This is a genomic window from Marivivens donghaensis (genome assembly GCF_030410045.1).
Taxonomy (GTDB): domain Bacteria; phylum Pseudomonadota; class Alphaproteobacteria; order Rhodobacterales; family Rhodobacteraceae; genus Marivivens; species Marivivens donghaensis.
In genome coordinates, this window is record NZ_JAUFRA010000006.1 from 324737 (window position 1) to 345872 (window position 21136).

The following is a 21136-nucleotide window of genomic DNA, read 5'->3' on the forward strand; positions in this document are numbered from 1 at the left end:
TTTCGGTTGGTTGGAAAAACATCTGCAGGCGGAAATTTCTCTAATCTGCACAATGAAACGACAGTCCTTGGGGTTTCCGTCGAAATTTATACAAAAAAGTAAGGCCGCACCTTTCGGCACGGCCTCTGTCATTCAACGTGGGTTTTTGGCTCAGAGCGCGGCGTTTGCCGCAGCGCGAATGGCGCGGATATTCTCGCCGTAAACCTCTGGTGCGTGGACGGAACCACCTTTGAACACCGCCGACCCAGCAACGAGCGAATCCGCACCCGCGGCAGCCACCAGCGGCGCAGTGTTCACATCAACGCCGCCATCGACCTGAATGTGGATCTCGCGGTCACCGATCATCTGACGGACCTTGCGGACCTTCTCGACGCCGGAATGGATGAATTTCTGACCGCCAAAGCCTGGGTTCACGGTCATCACAAGAACCATGTCCACCATGTCGAGCAGATATTCGACCGCCTCAGCAGGGGTCGCAGGGTTCAGCGCCACGCCAGCCTTAACGCCTTGGGCTTTAATCGCCTGAATGGTGCGGTGAATATGCGGGCCAGCCTCGATGTGCGCGCTGATCATATCGGCACCCGCTTCGGCGTAGGCTTCGATATAGGGATCGACGGGCGCGATCATCAGGTGCACGTCCATGAACGTTTTCACGTGCGGGCGGAACGCTTTGACGGCAGGCGGGCCAAAGGTGAGGTTCGGGACAAAGTGACCATCCATCACGTCCACATGAACCCAGTCAGCGCCCTGCGCTTCGATGGCCTGAATTTCCTGACCGAAATTTGCGAAATCGGCAGAGAGAATCGACGGTGCGATCTTGATCGAGCGGTCAAACGACATTGGAGTGCTTTCTTTTGCGGCAACGGGCAGGGTTCTAGCGCGGAAAACGCGCAAGGTCACGCCCTCTTTGCAGCCGCGGCATCATAGCCAAAGACCTGTTACAACGACTGTGTTAAACTGCGGGTATGAATGTGATCGTGCTTCGCCATAAAGAGTTCCTGCCCGCCGATTTGGCGTGCCAGTTGTCACGTGCCATGCTGACGAGCCAGCGCCCCACGGCGCTGCACACCCATGATTTTCCCGAACTGATCTGGGTGCAGAACGGCCGCATCCGTGAATATGGCCCCAAGGGTCACACCGATCACAAAGAGGGCACGCTCCTCTTTGTGCAGCCCACCCATGCCCATGCCCTTCAGGGCAAGGGTGAGGACGCGATGGTCGTGTCGATTGCCTTTGATCCAAAGGTGATTGAGGCGATCGGGCAGCAATATCCGCAGGTCGCTGATCGGTTCTTTTGGGGGAACTCAGAGCGGCCCGAAACCTACACCCGCGACATGCAGCAGATGGCTGACTTGAACCGCGCTGCCGTGCGGTTAGAGCGTCGCAATGGCACCGCACTCGATGCGACGGCGTTTCTCTTGCCGCTCTTGTCCGAACTGATCGACGAGACCGTCTCGCTCGCCGCTGGTGCGCCGCGCTGGTTGGCTGACGCCTGCGCCGCCGCCCGCAATCCCGACGTGTTCCGCGACGGGGCCGCTGGGTTCGTGCGGGTCACAGGCCGCGCCCATGCCCACGTCAGCCGCACCGCCCGTCAGTTTCTGGGGCAAAGCCCGTCCGAATACGTCAACGGCATTCGCATGGACTATGCAGGGCGGCAATTGATCGGATCAACCGACAGCTTGGCCGAGATCGCAGCCGACTGCGGCATCCCCAACCTATCCCACTTCCACAAACTCTTCCTCGCCCACCACGGCATGACCCCCGCCCAATTCCGCAAAACCCGCCAACGCAACACAGTCCAACCTGTTTTGTGAGGTGGGTCGCTGAGTGATCGGGCGGTGTGAGAGGAAAGGGGTGTTTGGTGAGTGGGGGAGCAGGTGCTGAAAATTCGAAGAAAATGTCTGCACACGTGTATCGGTCAGAGAATATATGGAACCCAGTTCTCTAAGGTTTGTTAAACTCTAACTTTTCAGGAACGCGGGATTTTCCACTGTAGTTGAAGATCGACCACCGAAAGGCATCGCGCCGCATTTCCAGCACCAAGTTATTTTGCGCCGTCGCAAGCGCTTTGTATTCTGGGGCCAGTGCTGGGCTATTGGGCGTTAGAGTTGCATTTGCTTCAATATACCTCTGCTGCAAAACACCCCAGGCCAATATGACCGACTGATCCGCATAAAACATTAGGCGCGGAAAGTACTCCATTGCAGGCCGAAGAGAGGTCAAAAACTCTTCATCGGTGGAGTTGTTGTAGGTGTCTAAAAGTGGCGGAAGGACGCTAAGAAATTCCAAATAGTTTCTTCGCTTTTCAGACAGAATAAGTGCAGATTCCGCGTAGAGGCGACCAAAAAGAAAGCCCACTGAAGCCAGAATTAAGCTTCCAACGAAGGTCAGGGCACCAAACATTTTTGCTCCTATTGGCAAACTCACACAACGGCCAAATAATATCAGCGTTCTATGGCATTTGCCAGAACGTGCTCCTCACTGCCGTGTTATTTCGCGTGTGAGCCTGAATATGTAGGGTCGGCAGAGTAGACAGTAGTGCGCTATACAGCTTCAGTCAAAATAGGCTCCAAACGGCCATCCGCCCAACTCCGAGCGCAGCCCCCCAACTCACTTCCCGCGCCAGCTTCCAAACCAGCGTTTCAGACGAGACTGCCGTTCGGCGACCCCTGCCTCCACGCGGTCCCATTCGTCGCCGACTTTGTCCAAGGTCGGGTCCAGTGCGCGTTCGCGGAATTGTAGCCAGACGGCGCGTAGGAATAGGATGCCTGCCATCAGCGCGACAAAGAATACGATGTTGAACCACGGGATGATGGTCATGTTTGGATCGTCGATGCGTTTGATCGAAATCGCGTTCGGGAAGATGGTAAAGAAACGGTTCCGCCAGCCGTAGTGCGTGATGCTCACCCACTTTGGCGCTTCGGCGGTCGAGGTGTTCTCTTGGGCCTCGCCTTGCAGGTCGCGGCTGTCGAATTTGAAATAAGGTGGCCAGATCCAGCCCGTATCTTCGTTGCGGTAGATCATCACGTCATTGGCTTCAGCACCACGGATGAGGCCAAAGAGATAGGTCGGGCGGCGCATCACGCTGATGAACTGCACATCGCGGGTCGCACCATCGACGTTGCCGCTGTCAGCCTGCGCAAAGAAAATGCGGTTCACAGAGCTAAAGTCCTGACGGATCACTTCGGTGCCTGTGATGCGGGCGATGTCGTGTTGAGGCAGGACGTAATGCAGGAACATGCCCGCAAACAAAATCACGATGACCCGAACGCCAGTTTTCAGTTTTTGCATCTCAGCCTCAATTCGTCAGATATAAAATCGCCGTCACCAAAACGACGGGCACAATATAGACCAGCACAATGAGCTTTTTGCGAAACCCGTGCTCGTATTCGACCATACCGTTTTCGATATAAGTAGTGCGGGCCTCGCTATCACCCCCTTGATGATCCTCGGCCCATTGTTTCTCTAGTTTTTCGCGCCGAACAGAGCGCGAATAGACCGAGATCATGAAATACAGCAGGGTCGTGATGACAAACCAGATCACCAGCATATAGAAAAATTTCATCTTATCGGCCTCTCATCACCGAACATCAGGCCTTTTTCGATCAACCGATGCATCACCAGACCGCCTTTTTCCAACGCCTCACAAGGCCCATCACCGACAAGAGCATTACTGGCCCCCACAAGAGCGCAGAGATCAGCGACAGCCGTCCGAAATGCGCGATGGTATCGGCGATGTTGCCAGCGAACAGTTCAGAGATCGGAAAGCCTTGGATCAGGTAGAGCACGATGAAATAGCCGATACCCACGATCCCCATCGTCAGGGTCGATACCAGTGCATTGACCATCAGCGGCTTTACCCCCTCGGGCAGGAACTTGGCCCAGAGGCGGGGGACGAACCAACCTATCGCCGCGAGGATCAGCGCAGGGATCAAAAGATCGGTCAAACTTTACCCTCCAGATATCCAGATAGCGGCGCTGGTCCACTTCCATCGCTTTCCCGGTTTGTCGTACGTTCACAAGAAAAGCTCTGGGTTACCCCAAATTCGATACCTGCCAGCAAAACGACCCACCAGTTATTACATTTCCGACGCGTCCATTTCAGGCTCTGTCGGTTTCTCTGCCAACTGATCGGCGAGGATCTCTGACAGCGGTCTATCGGCCATCAGGGCTTCTTCGCCATAGATGGCATCGGGGTCGACGCGCCGCGCAGGGAGTTCTTCACCGCGGTTGAAATACTCTTCTTCGATCCGTTCTGAATCCGCCTCGCTGCGCATGACAACGCGGGTGCCGTTCGGGACCATCTCAAAGAGGTGGATGATGTCGTGGTTGAACATCCGGATGCAGCCCGCAGAGCCAGAGTTGCCAATCGATTCCATGTCGTTGGTGCCGTGGATGCGGTAGTAGGTGTCGCGACCCCCACGATAGAGGTAGAGCGCACGCGCCCCCAACGGGCTGCGCAGGCCACCGGGGATGCCACCCGCGAAATCGCCGTAAATCTCGGGCTCTGTGCGCAACATGTTTGCGGTGGGCGTCCAGCCCGGCCATTCAACCTTGCGGTTGATCACCGTGTCACCATTGATCGACCGACCTAGACGGCCCACGGCGATGGGGTAACGCCACGCGGTGCCGTCATCCATGACCCAATAGAGAAATTTTGCATAACGGTCGACTTCGATCGTGCCCGGTTTTTCGTCGCCTGTGTAATAGACCAACACACGGCGGTTCGGTTCTTCGAGGAGACGCGGGGGAACGGGCGGCAAGGCGTAGCCATTGTCCATCAACAGCGCATAGCCCGGAACAACGGTCGGCGCAGGCGCGGGTTCGGGCACAGGTTCTTCGGTGCAGGCCGAGATAAAGACCAAAGCGGTCAGCGCCAGAAATGCGCGCAGGGCAGAGGGAATATTCAAAAGCATCTAAATCGTCCGGAATCCATTTAGGCTCTGATATCATTTCATCCGCAAAGCGCAAATTTTTCGCGGGAAAATTGCATGGTTGTGATGAGGTGTGACTTAAAATGCAGGGTGGGCAATAGAAAAAAGCCTGCGTATCCTGCTCGCAACAGACCAAACACGGGGTATAATATGACCGACCGTAAAGACGCGATCAAAACTGCCGCTCAGGCGATCTTCTTGTCCTCAGGCTACGCTGCGGCGACAATTGCGCAGATCGGGCGTGACAGTGCATCGACGGTTGGCTCTATCTACCATGCTTTTAAGGGCAAAGCCGCGATTGCGCGGGCGTTGCTCTTGGATGCACGGTCCACGTGGACGATTGAGGCGCAGGGCATCACGGGTAAGGATAAACCGCGCAAAGCGATCACCGCGATGATCCAATCGTTCCTGTTCTGGGGTCGCAATAACCCCGATCTGTTCCGCCTCCACGAAGAGCTTTCGGCCAGAGCGGTCAATGACCCCGACTTCGCCGACTTTGCCCAAGATTTAAGCGATGAGAGCGCAGCAGGCGCGGCGGTCTACGCGAAATGGGCATCCAAGGGCATGGTCAAGGATATGCCTTGGCCTCTCGCCTCCGCGATCATCTACGGCCCCGCGCGGGAATTCCTCTCGGCGGGTGGTATGCCTGATGATGAAACCGTCGAGGTTCTGTCCCATGCCGCGTGGCAGGCCGTCAAAGGCGACGCCGCGCAAAAGAAGAAATCCAAACCCTAACATTCGGTCTGTCGCATGAGCTTTTGGCGTGAACTCTTCGATGTCGCAGCGCAAAGCGACCAAGACGACGATACCGTCCCCACCACGCCCGAGGGCAAAGTACGCCTTTATGTCTTTGCGGGACACTTCCCCGACGAAGAGGCACTGCTGTCCTACTGCTTTGATCAACCCGCCGAAGGGCTGCCCGTTCCGTTCAATCGCGATCTGGCGGGGGCCTTCGTGGATACGACCTATGTCGTCACTGGCTTTGGGGCAGGGGTCAAAGAAACGCTCGATGACTTCTTTGTCGGTGATGTCGTGGCAGAGATTCTTCTTCGGATCGGGGACGGCAATTCCGTGGTTGTCGTTTCTGAATATGCCTTTGGGGATTTCCCATTTTCCCTAAATGACACGCCGCGTTTGTCCTATTTGGGCCATTGGTTGGTCACACGGGACTAGAGCGACGGAATTATTGGTCAATCCGGCGTGAATGGACTGGACGACTGGGATTTGCCGTGGTTCACATATGATCAAATTTTTCGACCGGAGGACCGAATGCCCGAGACGAACCTGAAATCCCTGCTATCCAACCCCGCGCTCGTCCGCGAAGAAGCCTATCTGGCTGGTGAATGGGTCATGGCCCAATCTGGTGCGACCTTTGACGTGGTAAACCCTGCCCGTGGTGACGTGATTGCCAAGGTCGCGGATATTTCCCGCGAAGAAACCGCCAAGGTGATTGATGCAGCTTATGACGCTCAGAAATCATGGGCCGCGAAAACGGGTAAAGAACGGGCAAAGATCCTGCGCAAATGGTTCGACCTGATGATGGAGAACCAAGAGGATCTCGCCATCATCATGACTGCCGAACAGGGCAAACCACTGGCTGAGGCTCGTGGCGAGGTCGCTTATGGTGCGTCCTTTGTGGAATGGTTCGGCGAAGAAGCGAAACGCATCTACGGCGAAACCATCCCCGGTCACATGGCCGACAAGCGCATCACCGTGATCAAACAGCCGATTGGCGTTGCTGCTGGTATCACCCCGTGGAACTTCCCCAACGCGATGATCGCCCGCAAGGTGGCTCCGGCGCTGGCGGCGGGCTGTTCGTTCGTCATCCGTCCCGCTTCGCAAACCCCGCTGTCCGCGCTCGCCATGGCGGTTCTTGCGGAACAAGCAGGCGTGCCCAAAGGCGTCTTTAGTGTTATCCCGTCCGAGGACGCATCGGGCGTCGGCAAAGAGTTCTGCGAAAACTTCAAGGTGCGCAAACTGACCTTCACAGGCTCGACTCAAGTGGGCCGTATCCTGCTGCGTCAAGCTGCGGACAACGTTATGAAATGTTCGATGGAGCTGGGCGGCAACGCACCGTTCATCGTGTTTGACGACGCGGACATCGACGCAGCCGTTCAAGGCGCTATCGCCTGTAAATTCCGCAACAACGGTCAGACCTGCGTTTGTGCGAACCGCATCTACGTGCAGGACGGCGTCTATGACGAATTCAGCGCGAAACTCAAAGCTGCGGTCGAAGCACTGAAGGTTGGCGACGGCCTTGAGACTGGCACCGACCTTGGCCCGCTGATCGAACCGAAAGCGGTCGAAAAAGTGCGCGAACACCTCGCGGATGCGCTGGCTAAGGGCGGCAAGGTTCTAACAGGTGGTGAGGCTGGCCCGCTGGGTGGTCAGTTCTTCTTGCCTACCATCGTCTGCGACGCGACCACCGATATGAAGGTCGCGACCGAAGAAACCTTTGGCCCCTTCGCGCCGCTTTTCCGTTTCAAGGACGAGGATGACGTGATCGCCATGGCGAACGACACGATCTTTGGCCTCGCGTCCTACTTCTACGCCAACGACCTGTCCCGCGTGATCAAGGTCCAAGAGGCGCTGGAATACGGCATCGTTGGCGTGAACACAGGCATCATCTCGACCGAAGTGGCACCGTTCGGTGGCGTCAAACAATCGGGTCTTGGCCGCGAAGGCAGCCACCACGGGATCGAGGACTACCTCGAACTGAAATACATCTGCACTCAGGTGTAAGATTTAAAAAGGCGGTCCTGAACGGGCCGCCTTTTTTCTATCTCACCGGATCGAACAGCGCGTCGTCTAGCGTGCAATCGCGCGACACATCCGCGCCGCAGCGTCTGAACTCTAGGTCCTTAGTCAGGCAAATGCGGACCTCTTGGATATAGCCCGACATGCAGGTCACTGTGATCTCGTTCGCGTCCAGCCCATCGTTTTGATCCATGAACGCCTCTTCGATCAAGGATGCAGGCAGGCTCACCTGTCGTTCCAATTTGCGGAACGCCTGCGGGATCGTCAGCGTCTCATAGGCTTCGCGGGCGAGGGCGTAGTAGTCGGTTGAATTCAGCCCTGAACACACGCCGTGTTTGTTCCACTGATACCATGCGAGGCCAGATGTCCCCATGATGTCCGCCATCGCTTCGGTCTGGCGGCGGGTTGGGGCAGGGATCGTGGTGCGGCAGTAGTTGGGCCAGCCCGTTTCATACTGCGGCCAGAGCCCGTGCAGAACCCAGCCGAAATCCTCGCGCTCGTCACATTGCGGCGAGTCGCGACCATCACCTTCGAGGGCGCACCAGTTCGGTGACCACGACAGCGACATCACATAATAATCAAAATCTCCGGCCGTTCCGTCCGCCTGCGCAACAAGCGGAGATAGGCCCAAGGCCAGTGCCAATACAGTCTTTCGCATAATTTAGTCTTTTCTATTGCTTTTGCCCCGACTATATACAGCTTGAGTTCCCCGACAATGTGAACTGGGCCGAAAATTCCGGCTCGCCTTCGAAAGAAGGCAGCGGGGAAGATTTGCGTTAGGAGACAAACCATGTCCGACAAACCAATTATGGCGAAAGCCACCGCCGTCTGGCTGATCGACAACACCACGATCAGCTTTAAACAGATCGCCGATTTCGTCGGCATGCACGAGTTGGAAATTCAGGGCATCGCTGACGGCGATGTGGCGCCTGGTGTAAAAGGTTTCGACCCTGTGTCGAACAACCAGCTCACCGAAGACGAGATCAAAGCAGCCGAGGGCAACCCGCTTCACAAACTGAAGCTGAAGTTCAACCCTGCAGCTTCGGGCGAAGAAAAACGCCGCGGCCCGCGCTACACCCCGCTGTCGAAGCGTCAGGACCGTCCGAACTCGATCCTCTGGCTGGTGAAATTCCACCCAGAACTGTCGGACGCTCAGATTGCGAAACTCGTTGGCACCACCAAGCCGACGATCCAAGCGATCCGCGAACGCACCCACTGGAACATCGCCAACATGCAGCCGATCGATCCGGTGGCACTTGGCCTGTGTAAACAATCCGAACTCGACGGCATGGTGCAGAAGGCAAACGCGAAACGCGCGGCCGAAGGCACTGCAATGACCGACGACGAGCGTCGTAAACTGGTGTCGACCGAACAGTCGCTCGACATGCCAGCAGAACCGAAAATCCCGACCGCGATTTCTGGTCTGGAAACCTTCACCCTTGGTGACGGCGGCCTCGGCAACGATCCGCGTGATGACGAAGAAACCGACTTCTCGGATGCAGATAGCTTCTTCAACCTGCCGGGTGGCAATGACGACGAAGACGAAGACGACAAATAAGGTCGCCTGATCTGAATACAAAAAGCCCCGCAATTTGCGGGGCTTTTTTGTTGTGTCCTAGAGGCTCCGTCGCGCCCTGAGCGCCGCCGTGATCGTCCCATCGTCGAGGTAGTCCAGCTCCCCACCCACAGGCACACCTTGGGCGAGCGACGTGACCGTCACATCGGGCAATTGGTCAGCGATGTAATGCGCCGTGGTCTGCCCGTCGATCGTCGCGGAAAGCGCGAGGATCACCTCGGTCACCGCCTCGGACGTCACGCGGTCGAGGAGCTTGGGAATACGCAAATCCTCTGGCCCGACCGCGTCGAGCGCCGACAACGTGCCGCCCAGCACGTGATAGCGCCCCTTGAATACGCCAGAGCGTTCCATCGCCCAAAGGTCCGCGACATCCTCAACGATGCAAATCTCGCCATTGGCGCGTCGTTCGTCCTGACAGATCGGGCAAATATCGGCGGTATCGATGTTCCCGCAGTTCAAACATTCCTTGGCCGATTGGCCGACCCGTGTCATCGCGTCGGCCAATGGGATCAGATGCTGTTTGCGCTTTTTGATCAGGTGCAGGACAGCACGCCGCGCCGACCGAGGCCCAAGCCCCGGTAGCTTTGACAAAAGACCGATCAGGTCTTCGATATCCTGCGGACCCTGAGCCAATTTTTAAAACGGCATCTTAAAGTCAGCGGGCAGGCCCAGACCCTGGGTGATCTTCGCCATTTCCTCTTGGGCGCGTTCGCCCGCTTTGGTCTGTGCATCTTTGACCGCTGCGAGGATCAGGTCTTCGACCATTTCCTTGTCGTCAGCCGAAAAGATCGACGGATCAATGTCGAGAGCCTTCAACTCGCCCTTCGCGGTTGCGGTCGCTTTGACCAGACCTGCACCCGCTTCGCCCGTGACCGTGATGTTTTTCAGGTCATCCTGCATCTGGGTCATCTTGGTCTGCATTTCTTGTGCGGTTTTCATCATCTTGGCCATGTCGCCAAGACCGCCCATTCCTTTGAACATGTTATTTCCTCTGACTAAGGATGCGCCGTGCGGCGCGGATGATTGTATAAACGGTTAGCGCCGCTGCAAAGGCCGTCGCGACATAAGGCGGCGCAAGGCAGCCTTCTCTCGTGGCGCGTGCCCAGATGCCCAAATGATCCGTTGCCCATAGGCGCTGCGACACGAACATCAGCAGGAATGACGACGCGATAATGCCAGCCATCTGCACGCCGATATGCCTGAATGCCGATCCAGCCAAGGCGATGATGATCATGATGAACAACAACGGGTTGGTCAGCGTATAAAGAGGCTCTGACCAGATGGTCACATCAACCCCGGGCGACCAGAGCGGTCGCACTTGTTCACAAACTTCAGCAAAGGCAGGCGCGGGCAGTGCCGCTAGGATCAATCCTCTTCGAACGGGTCCCATTCATCTTCCACTTCTTGGAGGGCTTCAACCTGCGCCTCTTGGGCGAGGTCGGCAGCCGTCCGAACTTCGGTAATTTTGGCTTTCGGAAAAGCAGCGAGGACGGCCTGCACCATCGGCAATGTCGCGGCCTCGGCCTTTTTCGCGTTCTCTTCGGCGGCACGCACTTCGGCAACCGTCGGTGCGCCGCCCTCATTCACGAGGATCACCGTCCAGCGGTTCCCCGTCCACGCTTGCAACCGCGATCCAAGCCGCTGTGCCAGATCGCTAGGGGCATCATCCGCAGGTTGGAATTCAATCCGACCGGGTTGGTAACGGGCAAGACGGATGTAGTTCTCCGCCTCAACGAGCAGTTTTACATCGCGGTGCGCACGGATCAGTTCCAGTACGGATTCAAATGTCGCGTAGCGTGCTAGCGCATGTTCAGCCAGTTCTGGCGCAGCCTGAGACACAGGGCCGCTCGGCCCGTTGTGGGTCGGCGTGTGCTGCGATCCGTAGGCGTTTGTCGTGCCACCTGAAGGGGCAGGGCGCGCACCGCCGCCACCTCCACCACCGTTCGGACGGGGCGGGGGCGCAGTGTTCGCGATTTTGCGCAACAGTTCGTCTGGCGTCGGCAGGTCCGCCACATGGGTCATGCGGATCACAGCCATCTCTGCCGCCATCATCGCGTTCGGGGCCTGAGATACCTCATCAATCGCTTTGAGCAGCATCTGCCACATCCGCGTCATCACCCGCATCGGCAGGGTCGCGGCGGCGGCTTGACCACGGGCGCGTTCGTCAGGCGAAACAGTCGGGTCTTCGGCGGCATCAGGGGTGATCTTGATCACCGATACCCAGTGGGTGATCTCTGCCAAATCGCGCAGGATCGCCATCGGGTCCGCGCCATCGGAATATTGCGTCGACAGCTCGGCCAAGGCCGCTGCCGCATCACCGCGCAGGATCATGTCAAAGAGGTCGAACACACGTCCACGGTCCGCAAGGCCGAGCATCGCCCGCACCTGATCCGCCGTGGTTTCCCCCGCACCATGCGAAATCGCCTGATCCAAAAGCGATGTCGCATCCCGTGCCGACCCTTCGGCGGCGCGAGTGATCAGCGCGAGCGCATCATCGGTGATCTCCGCGCCTTCGCTGCTGGCGATCTTGCGCAAGAGCGCGATCATCACCTCGGGTTCGATGCGGCGCAGGTCGAACCGCTGACAGCGCGACAGAACCGTCACGGGAACCTTGCGGATTTCCGTGGTCGCAAAGATGAATTTGACGTGGGCGGGCGGTTCCTCAAGCGTTTTCAAGAGCGCGTTGAACGCGCCCGTCGACAGCATGTGAACTTCGTCGATGATGTAGACTTTGTAGCGGGCCGAAGCCGCGCGGTAATGGACCGAGTCGATGATCTCGCGGATGTTGGCGACGCCTGTGTTGGATGCCGCGTCCATCTCGATCACGTCAACGTGGCGACCTTCCATGATGGCGGTGCAATGTTCGCACTGGCCGCAGGGTTCGGTCGTAGGGCCGCCCTGACCATCAAGGCCAACACAGTTCATGCCCTTTGCGATGATCCGCGCGGTGGTGGTCTTCCCCGTCCCGCGGATACCCGTCATGATAAAGGCCTGCGCGATCCGCCCTGCCTCGAACGCATTCTTGAGCGTGCGCACCATCGCGTCTTGACCGACGAGGTCGGCAAAGGTTTCGGGGCGGTATTTACGGGCAAGAACCTGATAGCCGGCTTGGGGCGTGTCGGTCATGTATTCCTCGATCTGCTAGCGCCCCCAACCTAGGGGCAGAGGGGCGCGGCGTCCAGCACGCAGGACACAACAATCGGGTTGTGATCGGGATTTCCTGAGCTACGGTGGGCACATTCGAATAAGAGCGCGATCAGATGACCGAATTTGAAACAAAATACGCAAAAGCCGTCGAGAAACTTATCGAGGCGGGCATCCCCCGCCGTGCCTACGACCCGCCCTTTAACATCATCCTGCGCCGCATGGGGCTAGAGATTCGTCCCGTCCACTTCATGACGTTTTGGCAGATCGTCACGATCCAAGGCATGACCTTTGGCGCGATGTGGGGCCTTTTGATGTGGACCTTCCTCTGGCGCTACAACGACATGCGTATCGCTGAGGCGGCTCTGGGGTCTATCTTTGCGGGCCTGCTGTTTGGCACAGTCATGGCCGTTGTTGTTAAACGCAAATCTGACAAAGCGGGGCTGCCCACATGGGGCGAACTCTAACAAATGAGGGGGGTAAGGTGAGAGGCTGGACAACGACCCAAGCGGGGCTCGTTACGGCTGCTTCCTTCCGGACCTGACCGGGTTGGCGAGGCGCTCGCCCGCGCCAACCTCTCGAAGCATCAGATAGGCGACGATGCGGCTGGATGCAAGGGGCTAGACGGGTGCCAAAACCTGTCAAAAGGCCCCGATCTATAAGAAACCAGTTACAGATGTCGTCTAAACTAAGGGAATGGTCGCGCGACAGAGGTCGTGCAATGATCGAGAACTACGCCTGAATAGGGGACTTTTATGACGTCTTTCTTACTGCGATACGCTACGTTTTTCGGGGTCGCGATTGCTTTTTTGCTCTCGCTCTTGCTGCCGCAAAACAACGTCTTCACGCCGATTGTCTCTATCATCTTGGGCGTCCTGACGCTGCTGGGCCTCTTGGATGCAATCCAAACGAAACACGCGGTTTTGCGGAACTTCCCGCTTCTCGGTCGGGTGCGGTATTTCTTTGAAATGATCCGCCCTGAAATTCGTCAGTACCTGCTTGAAGGCGACGACGAAGAGGTGCCGTTTTCCCGCGATGCCCGCGCCATCGTCTATCAACGTGCCAAAAACGTTGAGGATAAACGCCCCTTTGGCACGAAAAAGCGCGTCTATGAGAGCGGCTATCAATGGCTCACCCACTCCATCCGTCCTGTCAAAATCGAGGATAAGGATTTCCGCGTGTCCGTCGGCGGCCCCGATTGCACGCAGCCCTATAACCTCTCGATCTACAACATCTCTGCCATGAGCTTTGGTGCGCTATCTGCCAACGCGATCTTGGCGTTGAACAATGGCGCGCGCATGGGGGGCTTTGCCCATGACACTGGCGAAGGCGGGATCAGCCGTTACCACCGCGAAGGCGGCGGCGACCTGATCTATGAAATCGGCACGGGCTACTTTGGCTGCCGCGATGACGAAGGCCAGTTTTCCCCTGAACAATTCGCGAAAACGGCCTCTTCTGATCAGGTCAAGATGATCGAGATTAAGCTGAGCCAAGGTGCCAAACCCGGTCAGGGCGGCGTGCTGCCTGCTGCGAAAATCACCCCCGAAATCGCAGAGGCCCGCCACATTCCGATGGGCGTCGATTGCGTGTCGCCGGCCAGCCATTCGGCCTTTGGCACCCCGATCGAAATGATGCGCTTCATCGCGCAACTGCGTGATCTGTCGGGCGGTAAACCTGTGGGCTTTAAGCTCTGCATCGGGCACCGCCGCGAATTTATGTGCATCGTCCGCGCCATGCTGAAAACGGGTATCACCCCCGATTTCATCGTGATCGACGGCAAAGAGGGCGGCACGGGTGCGGCCCCGCTGGAATTCGCGAACCACATGGGGATGCCTTTGGTCGAAGGTCTGACCTTTGCCCACAACACGCTGCGCGGTGTTGGCCTGCGCGACAAAATCCGTCTGGGCGCTTCTGGTAAACTGGTCCAAGCCTTTGACATCGCCCGTGCCCTCGCGCTGGGTGCGGATTGGGTGAACTCTGCCCGTGGCTTCATGTTCGCGGTCGGCTGTATTCAGGCGCAGGCCTGCCACACGAACCACTGCCCTACGGGTGTCGCAACGCAAGATAAAATGCTGCAACGCGCGCTGAACCCCGTGGACAAGGCCACCCGCGTCGCGAACTTCCACCGAAACACGCTCAAGGCGCTGGCGGATATGACGGGGGCTGCGGGCCTGTCCCATCCGGGGCAATTCCTGCCGCACCACCTGATGATGCGCGAAAAGGCGGGGGACATGGTCACAGGTCACGAGGTCTACCCCTACCTCCCCGAAGGCTTCCTCTTGCGCGAGGAAGAGGACAACCAAGGCTACCTGAAACGTTGGCGGCGGTCCTCTGCCGAGAGCTTCTATCCTTTCGACGACGGGATCTGATCTACGGAATTGGCGGGGCAGCGAAAGCGTCCCGCCATTGCGCAATAAACCGTTCTGTCGCATGGCGATCCAAGGCCACCAGCAGCGGTGGCCTCAGCGGAATAAACCGCCGCGCACTGGGCAGAAGCCCCGTTTCCGACTGGTCGTCAGGAAACACCAAACCCATCTGCTTCACGATCCGCTGCCCTTTGGGGGATAGGATGAAATCCAACAGCCGCGCGGCCTCTGACGCATGTGTGGCATTGGCGGGGATCATATAGGCGCGGGACAAAAACAGTATGTAATCTTCGGGCAGGATGACACCCACATTGGTGGCGGTCGCGTTCTGCACATAGGACCCCAGCACATTATACGCGATTAGGAACCGCCCCGAGGCCACATCGTCGATGATCTCAGCCGAACAACAGGTCGCCACCGCATCAGCCCGCGCAAAACCTTCGAGAAGCGCACCAAAGGTCGTCGCCTCAAGACTGTCGTTGAACGCATAGAGATACCCGAGGCCCGAGGCCTCAATATCGTAGGTCGCGATATGGCCGCGATATTTGGTCGGGTTTTGCCGCATCAGATCGAGCAGTTCGAACCTACTGTGCGGCACTTCGCTCACGTCAACGAGGTCGGTGTTATAGGCCATGACCGCTGGTTCTTCGGTCAGCCCCCACAGCTCGTCCCGCCATCTGCGTGACGGGGGCAGGGCGGTCGTCAGGTCCGACACATAGCGCGCCGCGCAAGCCATATTCACGAGGTCGAGCATCTGATGCACCGCTGAGGAAAACACCGCATCCGCAGGGCTATTGTCGGTCAAACAGGCCTCTTTGCTCGCTTCATAGAGCGCGTTTGACCCCCATTGTTCGTAATGCACCGACAGGTCGGCGTTATCCTCGGTAAAGGCCTCTAGAACGGGCGCGATGATCGCGATGTCGGTCGTGGACCGCAGGGTTAATACGGTCGGGCCGCTGCCAAAATTGGTGGTGGCTTCTTGGGCGGCGAGGGGCGCAGAGAGGGCGATCAGAGCCGCTGTTAGGATCGGTTTCATGCCTGATCCTCCACCACATGAGGCAGGACGAGAGCGACCGAAAACCCATGCTCTGTCTTTTGCATTTCCACTTTCCCGTCAAAGGCTTGCGCCACTGCCGTCACAATCGACAACCCGATCCCCGCGCTATCCTCACGCGACGATGCCGTCCGTTCAAACCGCGACCCGAGCCGCGCGAGCACCGCATCATCAGGCCCTTTGCCCGCGTCCTCGACCCAGAGGATTGCGCGATCCCCGTCCTGTTTCACGCCAATCCGCACGGGCGGCGTGCCATAGCGCAGCGCGTTCGACAAAAGGTTCTTTACCGCCTCAGAGAGCGAAAATTCATCCGCGCTCACCAGAACAGGATCGCTGCCGATCACAAGTTCAACTTCGACATTCGGGGCGAGCAATTCGTGGTCGCGACTGTCCACAATGTCCAAAGCCACATCGCGTAGGTCCACCATCGCTCGTGGAACGCTGTCCGTGCGGTGAATGACCAAGGCACGTGACAACATCTGATCCAGCAGCACCCCCAGCGACCGCGTCCGTTTCAACAACCGCGCAATCGCGACCTGCGCTCTTTCGGGGTCGTCCTCCTCTGTCACCGATTCCGCTTGGGCACGGATCGCGGCAACGGGCGTCCGCAACTGGTGCGCGGTGTCCGAGATTAGGTTCCGCATCGCGTCGATCTGCCGATCCAACCGCTGCATGAACCTGTTCATCGCATGAAGGATCACGCCCACCTCTGCGGGCACGTTCTGATCGTCCAAGGGCGTCAGGTCATAAGGATCACGCTGCGAAAACCCGCCCGCAATCGCCTCGAGTGGACGCAAGGCGGAACGAACGATAAAGAACGCGACCAGCACCAGCGCGGCACCCGCGACCCCCACAGGGATCAGCGCGTCCAAGGTCAGATCGAACGCCATTTGATCCCGCGCCCGTCGGGTTTGCCCGACCGTCACCCGCACCACCCCCGAAAAATCACGTTCGGAAAAACGACGGGTCACGTCGACGAACCGCGCATCCTCTCCGTTCATCGTCCCATCATAGAGCTGCTCTGCATCCGCGCGTCCCTCGCGCAGCGGTGCCGTCTCGTGCCCCGTCAAAAGCGTCAGATCAGGGCCGCGCACGGCATATGTGATCCGATCATCGGGCGCTTGCGCCAGCAGTTCAAAGGCTGAGACGGGCAAGTCCGTCACAGGTTGACCGTCGATGATCCGAATGGATTCGGCGATGTCGTTCGCCGCGCCGATCAGGATACGGTCATAGGCTTGGCGGGCCGCTTGTCGTCCGTTGCTCCACGCGGTCAACGTGACCAGAACGCCGCCCAAAAACAGGATCGTCAAAACGCCCGTCATCACGCGGGCCAAAAGGCTTTTCGCGCGGGGGAGGGCGAGGCTACCCATCAACGCTGATCCGATAGCCAACCCCGCGCTGGGTCGCGATGGTGATCGGGCTGCCCGCGAATTTCTTACGAAGCCGCGCGATATACAGCTCAATCGCGTTCAGCCCCACATCGGCATCCGAAAAGGTAAACAGCCCGTCATAAAGCCGCTCTTTGCTCAGCGGTTGACCAGGGCTGCGCATCAATAACCCGAGCAAGGCAGCCTCACGGCGGGTTAAATCCAACCGATCCCCATGAAGCGTCGCTGTCATCTGCGCGGGCGAATACTGTAGCGGACCCAACGCAACGGTATCGCTTTTCTGCTCAGACTCGCGGCGGAACAAGGCCCGCAACCGTGCCTCTAATTCGCGCTGATCAAAGGGTTTTACCAGATAGTCATCCGCCCCAAGGTCCAGCGCCCCAACGCGGTCGTCCACCGAAAACAACGCGGTCAGCATCAAGACGGGCGTCCGATCCCCGCCAGACCGCATTTTGCGCAACAGTTCGGTGCCAGACCCGTCGGGCAAGTTGATGTCGAGGATGATCGCGTCATAGCTCTGAACGGCGAGAAAATCCTCGGCCCCTTGGACGCTATCGGCGTGATCGCAGGCCATCCCAGACCGCGACAGGCTGGTGACAACCGCCTCGGCCAAATCGGTGGCATCTTCGACCATCAAAACGCGCATCGCCGTGATTCCCTTTGGTAAGGCCCTGATTTGCCGCGAAAATCCCAGTGACAGGTTCGTGACAGGTTTATCGGATACTGATCTTGCTTAACCCGCGATGAGGATGCTGCAAAGGGCGGTATGGGACGCGGGTCGAATTCCAAAGCAGGGGGCTAAGCCCGCTGTTTGACACACCAAGGAGGAAACCATGACATTCAAAGCGACTCGTATTGCGATCATCGCAACCCTGCTGGGCGCAAGCGCACTGACCGTATCGGCAGAAGGCTATACCCCTGAAAACCCAGAGTGCATCGCACCCGCGAACCCTGGTGGTGGCTGGGACTTCACCTGCCGTCAGGTTGGTAAATCGCTTCAGGATCAGGGTCTAATCGGCTCGACCATGCAGGTTGTGAACCTCGCTGGTGGCGGTGGCGGCGTTGCCTTCGCAGAAGTTGTGAACAAGCGCGGCGATGACAACGACCTGATCGTTGCAGCATCCTCGGCAACCGCAACTCGTCTGGCTCAGGGCGCATATCCGGGCAACACCATGGATCAAGTCCGTTGGCTGGCATCGGTTGGCGCTGACTACGGCGTGATCGCAGTTGCTGCTGACAGCGAAATCGACAACCTGACCGAACTGCTCGACATGGTTAAAAACGACCCGACCTCGATCTCGGTCGCTGGTGGTTCGGCTGTTGGTGGTTGGGACCACCTTAAGGTTCTGATCGCAGCAAACGCTTACGGCATCGACGATGTTCGTTCGGTTAAATACATCGCGTTTGATGGCGGCGGCGAAGCTGTGACCCAGCTGCTCGCTGGTTCGGTTCAAGCCTTCACTGGCGACATCTCCGAAGCCAAAGGTTTCGTAGATTCGGGCGACATCCGCGTTGTGGCTGTTCTCTCTCCTGAGCGTCTGGGCGGTGATTTCGCTGAATTCCCGACCGCACGTGAGCAGGGCGTAGACGCAATCGGCGCGAACTGGCGCGGGTTCTACGCACCGGGCAACATGTCGGACGAAGCCTACGACGCTTGGGTTGCTCAGATCGCAGCGCTCTACGCATCTGACGAGTGGAAACAGATCATGGCTGACAACGGCCTTGCTCCGCTCGACCTGCAAGGCGCTGAGTTCGAAGCCTTTGTTGCCAACTCCGTTGCTCAGATCGAACAGATCTCGCGCGAAATCGGCATCATCCAGTAATTAGGTCGCAGACCTTTTTATGATCGGACGCCGCGGGGTTCTGCGGCGTCCACATTACACCATCCGCCCCAAAATGGAGATCCCAATGAGCGATCGTATTTTTGGCGTCGTCGGAATTCTTCTGTCCATCGGTTTTGCTATTTCTGCATTCGCGATCCAAGAAAGTTTCCTATCCGACGCTGTTGGTCCCAAAGCTTTCCCTCTGATCATCGCAACGATCCTCGGTCTGTCGAGCGCGGTCATCGCGTTCCGTCCCGATCCTGAACCAGCATGGCCTGCCTTGGGCCGTCTGGTCGAAGTTGGCGCTTCTGTTGTCGTCATGCTCCTCTACGCACAACTGCTGCCAGAGCTGGGCTTTGTCATCGCGACCGCATTTGCAGCGGCCTATCTGTCGTGGCGCCTGGGGTCTTCGGTCCTCGGTTCGATCCTGACGGGTGTCGGTACCTCTGTGGGCATCTACGCGGTGTTTCACCTCATTCTCGGCCTGTCGCTCGCGCGCGGCCCGTTTGGTTTCTAAGAGGGCAGCATGGAACTTCTCGCAAACCTCGGCGATGGTTTTGCCATCGCACTGACATGGCAGAACATCGGCCTCGCGCTGTTGGGCTGCTTCTTGGGCACCGTGATGGGTGCGCTGCCGGGCCTCGGGCCGTCGAACGGCGTGGCAATCCTCATCCCGCTGGCCTTCACCCTCGGACTTGGCGCGACACCCTCGCTGATCCTTCTGACCTCGGTCTATTACGGCGCGATGTATGGTGGCCGTATTTCGTCGATCCTTCTCAACATTCCAGGTGATGAACCCGCGATGATGACCTGTCTCGACGGCTATCCGATGGCGAAAAAGGGCATGGCGGGCGAAGCTCTCTCGCTCTCTGGTATTGCATCCTTTGTTGGCGCTTTCCTCGCCACTTGGGGTCTGATCCTCCTCGCGCCGCAGCTGGTGAAAATCGCGCTCCTGTTCGGACCTGCCGAATACTTTGCGCTCTTTGCCTTGGCCTTTATGACGCTTGGGGGCGTTTCCTCCACGAACCAAGCGAAATCGGCCTTTGCTGCGGCGCTTGGCCTTGGGCTGGCGATGATCGGTGTGGATACGCAAACGGGCGTCCCGCGCTTTACCTTTGGCGAAGTGCACCTCTACGACGGTCTCGACTTCCTCGTAGCGATTGTTGGCCTCTTTGCTCTGTCCGAAGTGTTCATCTTCCTTGAAACCCGCCATGGCGAAGCCAGCGGTTCGGGCCGTAAGCTGGAAATCGGTCGTCTGACACCGCCTTGGGCTATGATCAAACAGTGCACGCCGACGATGCTGCGGACCTCGTTCCTTGGCTTCCTCGCAGGTGTTCTGCCGGGTGCTGGTGCATCGCTGGGGTCGTTCATCAGCTATTCGATGGAAAAGCGTCTGGTCGACAAAGAAGGCACCTTTGGCACGGGCGATCCGCGCGGTGTTGCAGCACCTGAGGCTGGCAACAACGCCGCCGCTGGTGGTGCGCTGGTGCCGATGCTGGCGCTGGGCGTTCCGGGGTCGGGCACAACGGCGGTTCTCTTGGCTGTGCTTCTGTCGCTCAACATCACGCCGGGTCCGCTGTTGTTCACCCAGAACCCTGACGTGGTTTGGGGCCTGATCGCGGCACTCTTCATTGCGAACTTCATGCTCTTGGCGATGAATATCCCGATGGTGGGCCTGTTCACACGGCTCTTGCTGATCCCGCCACGTATCCTGATGCCGATCGTTGCAATGGTTAGCTTTGTCGGGATCTACGGGATTTCGGGTTCGACCTTTGACCTCATGGTGATGATTGCCTTTGGCGTCATGGGCTGGATCCTACGTAAATTCGACGTGCCGCTTGTGCCGATCATCCTCGGAACGCTCCTTGGCAACGCGATGGAGAACAACCTCCGCCGCGCGATCACCATCGACAACGGCGACTGGTTCACCCTGATCGACAGCCCGCTTGCGCTGTTCCTATGGGCCATTGCGATCATCGGCTTCATCCTGCCTCTGATCATCGGTGCTAAAGTGAAAAAGGGTATGCACGAACGCCGTGACGAAGAAGGCGCGATCAGCGACTGATCCCGCCCTCCCTGAATAAACCAAAGGCC

The 21136-nt window shown here is 58.2% G+C and carries 24 protein-coding genes and 1 other RNA gene; 10 read left to right on the top strand and 15 right to left on the bottom strand.

Annotated features, from left to right (window positions below):
- Positions 1–150: 150 nt before the first annotated feature.
- A complete protein-coding gene (gene rpe, locus QWY83_RS11180; RefSeq protein WP_249945829.1) occupies positions 151–840 on the bottom strand; it encodes a ribulose-phosphate 3-epimerase in 690 nt (229 codons plus the stop codon).
- A gap of 137 nt (positions 841–977) precedes the next feature.
- On the opposite strand from rpe, the gene QWY83_RS11185 reads away from it, so the two are divergent.
- Positions 978–1814 (top strand): AraC family transcriptional regulator, encoded by an 837-nt coding sequence (locus tag QWY83_RS11185; protein ID WP_290245963.1) that lies wholly within the window; start codon positions 978–980, stop codon positions 1812–1814.
- Positions 1815–1944: 130 nt separating this feature from the next.
- Here QWY83_RS11185 and QWY83_RS11190 read toward each other — a convergent pair whose 3' ends face one another.
- From QWY83_RS11190 to QWY83_RS11210, 5 genes are all read right to left on the bottom strand, one after another.
- On the bottom strand, positions 1945–2403 hold the full coding sequence (locus QWY83_RS11190; protein WP_249945827.1) for a hypothetical protein: 459 nt from the start codon (positions 2401–2403) through the stop codon (positions 1945–1947).
- A 207-nt stretch (positions 2404–2610) separates the two neighbouring features.
- Positions 2611–3291, bottom strand: coding sequence for a DUF1523 family protein (locus tag QWY83_RS11195; RefSeq protein ID WP_249945826.1), 681 nt, complete (start codon positions 3289–3291; stop codon positions 2611–2613).
- 7 nt (positions 3292–3298) lie between these two features.
- Entirely contained in the window at positions 3299–3565 is a 267-nt protein-coding gene (locus QWY83_RS11200; RefSeq protein WP_249945825.1) for a hypothetical protein, read from the bottom strand.
- 52 nt (positions 3566–3617) lie between these two features.
- The gene (locus QWY83_RS11205) at positions 3618–3947 is read right to left on the bottom strand and encodes a hypothetical protein (protein WP_249945824.1); all 330 of its coding nucleotides are present in this window, start codon (positions 3945–3947) and stop codon (positions 3618–3620) included.
- A gap of 132 nt (positions 3948–4079) precedes the next feature.
- Complete coding sequence (locus QWY83_RS11210; protein ID WP_249945823.1) at positions 4080–4916, bottom strand: L,D-transpeptidase; 837 nt, start codon at positions 4914–4916, stop codon at positions 4080–4082.
- A 168-nt stretch (positions 4917–5084) separates the two neighbouring features.
- On the opposite strand from QWY83_RS11210, the gene QWY83_RS11215 reads away from it, so the two are divergent.
- The 3 genes from QWY83_RS11215 (at position 5085) to QWY83_RS11225 (ending at position 7676) form a co-directional block, all read left to right on the top strand.
- Positions 5085–5669 carry a TetR/AcrR family transcriptional regulator gene (locus QWY83_RS11215; RefSeq protein ID WP_249945822.1) on the top strand — a complete coding sequence of 195 codons (585 nt, stop codon included), beginning with the start codon at positions 5085–5087 and terminating at the stop codon, positions 5667–5669.
- 15 nt (positions 5670–5684) lie between these two features.
- The gene (locus QWY83_RS11220; RefSeq protein ID WP_105235670.1) at positions 5685–6107 is read left to right on the top strand and encodes a hypothetical protein; all 423 of its coding nucleotides are present in this window, start codon (positions 5685–5687) and stop codon (positions 6105–6107) included.
- A 96-nt stretch (positions 6108–6203) separates the two neighbouring features.
- Positions 6204–7676 carry an NAD-dependent succinate-semialdehyde dehydrogenase gene (locus QWY83_RS11225; protein WP_249945821.1) on the top strand — a complete coding sequence of 491 codons (1473 nt, stop codon included), beginning with the start codon at positions 6204–6206 and terminating at the stop codon, positions 7674–7676.
- A gap of 37 nt (positions 7677–7713) precedes the next feature.
- Here QWY83_RS11225 and QWY83_RS11230 read toward each other — a convergent pair whose 3' ends face one another.
- Positions 7714–8349, bottom strand: a complete 636-nt coding sequence (locus QWY83_RS11230; protein ID WP_249945820.1) for a ribonuclease T2 family protein — start codon at positions 8347–8349, stop codon at positions 7714–7716.
- A gap of 132 nt (positions 8350–8481) precedes the next feature.
- On the opposite strand from QWY83_RS11230, the gene QWY83_RS11235 reads away from it, so the two are divergent.
- Positions 8482–9249, top strand: coding sequence for a DUF1013 domain-containing protein (locus QWY83_RS11235; protein WP_105235667.1), 768 nt, complete (start codon positions 8482–8484; stop codon positions 9247–9249).
- A 57-nt stretch (positions 9250–9306) separates the two neighbouring features.
- Here the strand turns inward: QWY83_RS11235 and recR are convergent, their stop codons facing one another.
- The 4 genes from recR to QWY83_RS11255 are packed head-to-tail and all read right to left on the bottom strand — an operon-like array spanning position 9307 to position 12393.
- Entirely contained in the window at positions 9307–9900 is a 594-nt protein-coding gene (recR, locus tag QWY83_RS11240) for a recombination mediator RecR (protein WP_067549850.1), read from the bottom strand.
- A 3-nt stretch (positions 9901–9903) separates the two neighbouring features.
- Entirely contained in the window at positions 9904–10248 is a 345-nt protein-coding gene (locus tag QWY83_RS11245) for a YbaB/EbfC family nucleoid-associated protein (RefSeq protein WP_067549847.1), read from the bottom strand.
- Position 10249: 1 nt separating this feature from the next.
- Positions 10250–10657: a hypothetical protein gene (locus QWY83_RS11250; RefSeq protein ID WP_249945819.1), complete on the bottom strand. Its 408-nt coding sequence runs from the start codon at positions 10655–10657 to the stop codon at positions 10250–10252.
- Entirely contained in the window at positions 10633–12393 is a 1761-nt protein-coding gene (locus QWY83_RS11255; protein ID WP_249945818.1) for a DNA polymerase III subunit gamma/tau, read from the bottom strand. Before QWY83_RS11255 ends, QWY83_RS11250 begins: the two co-directional genes overlap by 25 nt.
- 134 nt (positions 12394–12527) lie before the next feature.
- Between QWY83_RS11255 and QWY83_RS11260 the strand changes: the two genes are divergently transcribed.
- Positions 12528–12878: a DUF6404 family protein gene (locus tag QWY83_RS11260; protein ID WP_249945817.1), complete on the top strand. Its 351-nt coding sequence runs from the start codon at positions 12528–12530 to the stop codon at positions 12876–12878.
- Between the two features lie 16 nt (positions 12879–12894).
- Here the strand turns inward: QWY83_RS11260 and ffs are convergent.
- Positions 12895–12991: signal recognition particle sRNA small type (ffs, locus tag QWY83_RS11265), an RNA gene on the bottom strand.
- A 175-nt stretch (positions 12992–13166) separates the two neighbouring features.
- On the opposite strand from ffs, the gene QWY83_RS11270 reads away from it, so the two are divergent.
- Entirely contained in the window at positions 13167–14780 is a 1614-nt protein-coding gene (locus tag QWY83_RS11270) for an FMN-binding glutamate synthase family protein (protein WP_249945816.1), read from the top strand.
- 1 nt (position 14781) lies between these two features.
- Here QWY83_RS11270 and QWY83_RS11275 read toward each other — a convergent pair whose 3' ends face one another.
- Genes QWY83_RS11275 through QWY83_RS11285 form a run of 3 tightly spaced genes read right to left on the bottom strand, consistent with a single transcriptional unit; the run spans position 14782 to position 17865 of the window.
- Entirely contained in the window at positions 14782–15813 is a 1032-nt protein-coding gene (locus QWY83_RS11275) for an ABC transporter substrate-binding protein (RefSeq protein ID WP_249945815.1), read from the bottom strand.
- Complete coding sequence (locus QWY83_RS11280) at positions 15810–17201, bottom strand: sensor histidine kinase (RefSeq protein WP_249945814.1); 1392 nt, start codon at positions 17199–17201, stop codon at positions 15810–15812. The genes QWY83_RS11275 and QWY83_RS11280 overlap by 4 nt, the downstream gene beginning before the upstream one ends.
- Entirely contained in the window at positions 17194–17865 is a 672-nt protein-coding gene (locus QWY83_RS11285) for a response regulator transcription factor (RefSeq protein ID WP_249945813.1), read from the bottom strand. The genes QWY83_RS11280 and QWY83_RS11285 overlap by 8 nt, the downstream gene beginning before the upstream one ends.
- Positions 17866–18052: 187 nt before the next feature.
- On the opposite strand from QWY83_RS11285, the gene QWY83_RS11290 reads away from it, so the two are divergent.
- From QWY83_RS11290 to QWY83_RS11300, 3 genes are all read left to right on the top strand, one after another.
- Entirely contained in the window at positions 18053–19042 is a 990-nt protein-coding gene (locus QWY83_RS11290; RefSeq protein ID WP_249945812.1) for a Bug family tripartite tricarboxylate transporter substrate binding protein, read from the top strand.
- Between the two features lie 85 nt (positions 19043–19127).
- Positions 19128–19559, top strand: a complete 432-nt coding sequence (locus tag QWY83_RS11295; RefSeq protein WP_249945811.1) for a tripartite tricarboxylate transporter TctB family protein — start codon at positions 19128–19130, stop codon at positions 19557–19559.
- 9 nt (positions 19560–19568) lie between these two features.
- Positions 19569–21107, top strand: a complete 1539-nt coding sequence (locus tag QWY83_RS11300; RefSeq protein ID WP_249945810.1) for a tripartite tricarboxylate transporter permease — start codon at positions 19569–19571, stop codon at positions 21105–21107.
- Positions 21108–21136: the final 29 nt, after the last annotated feature.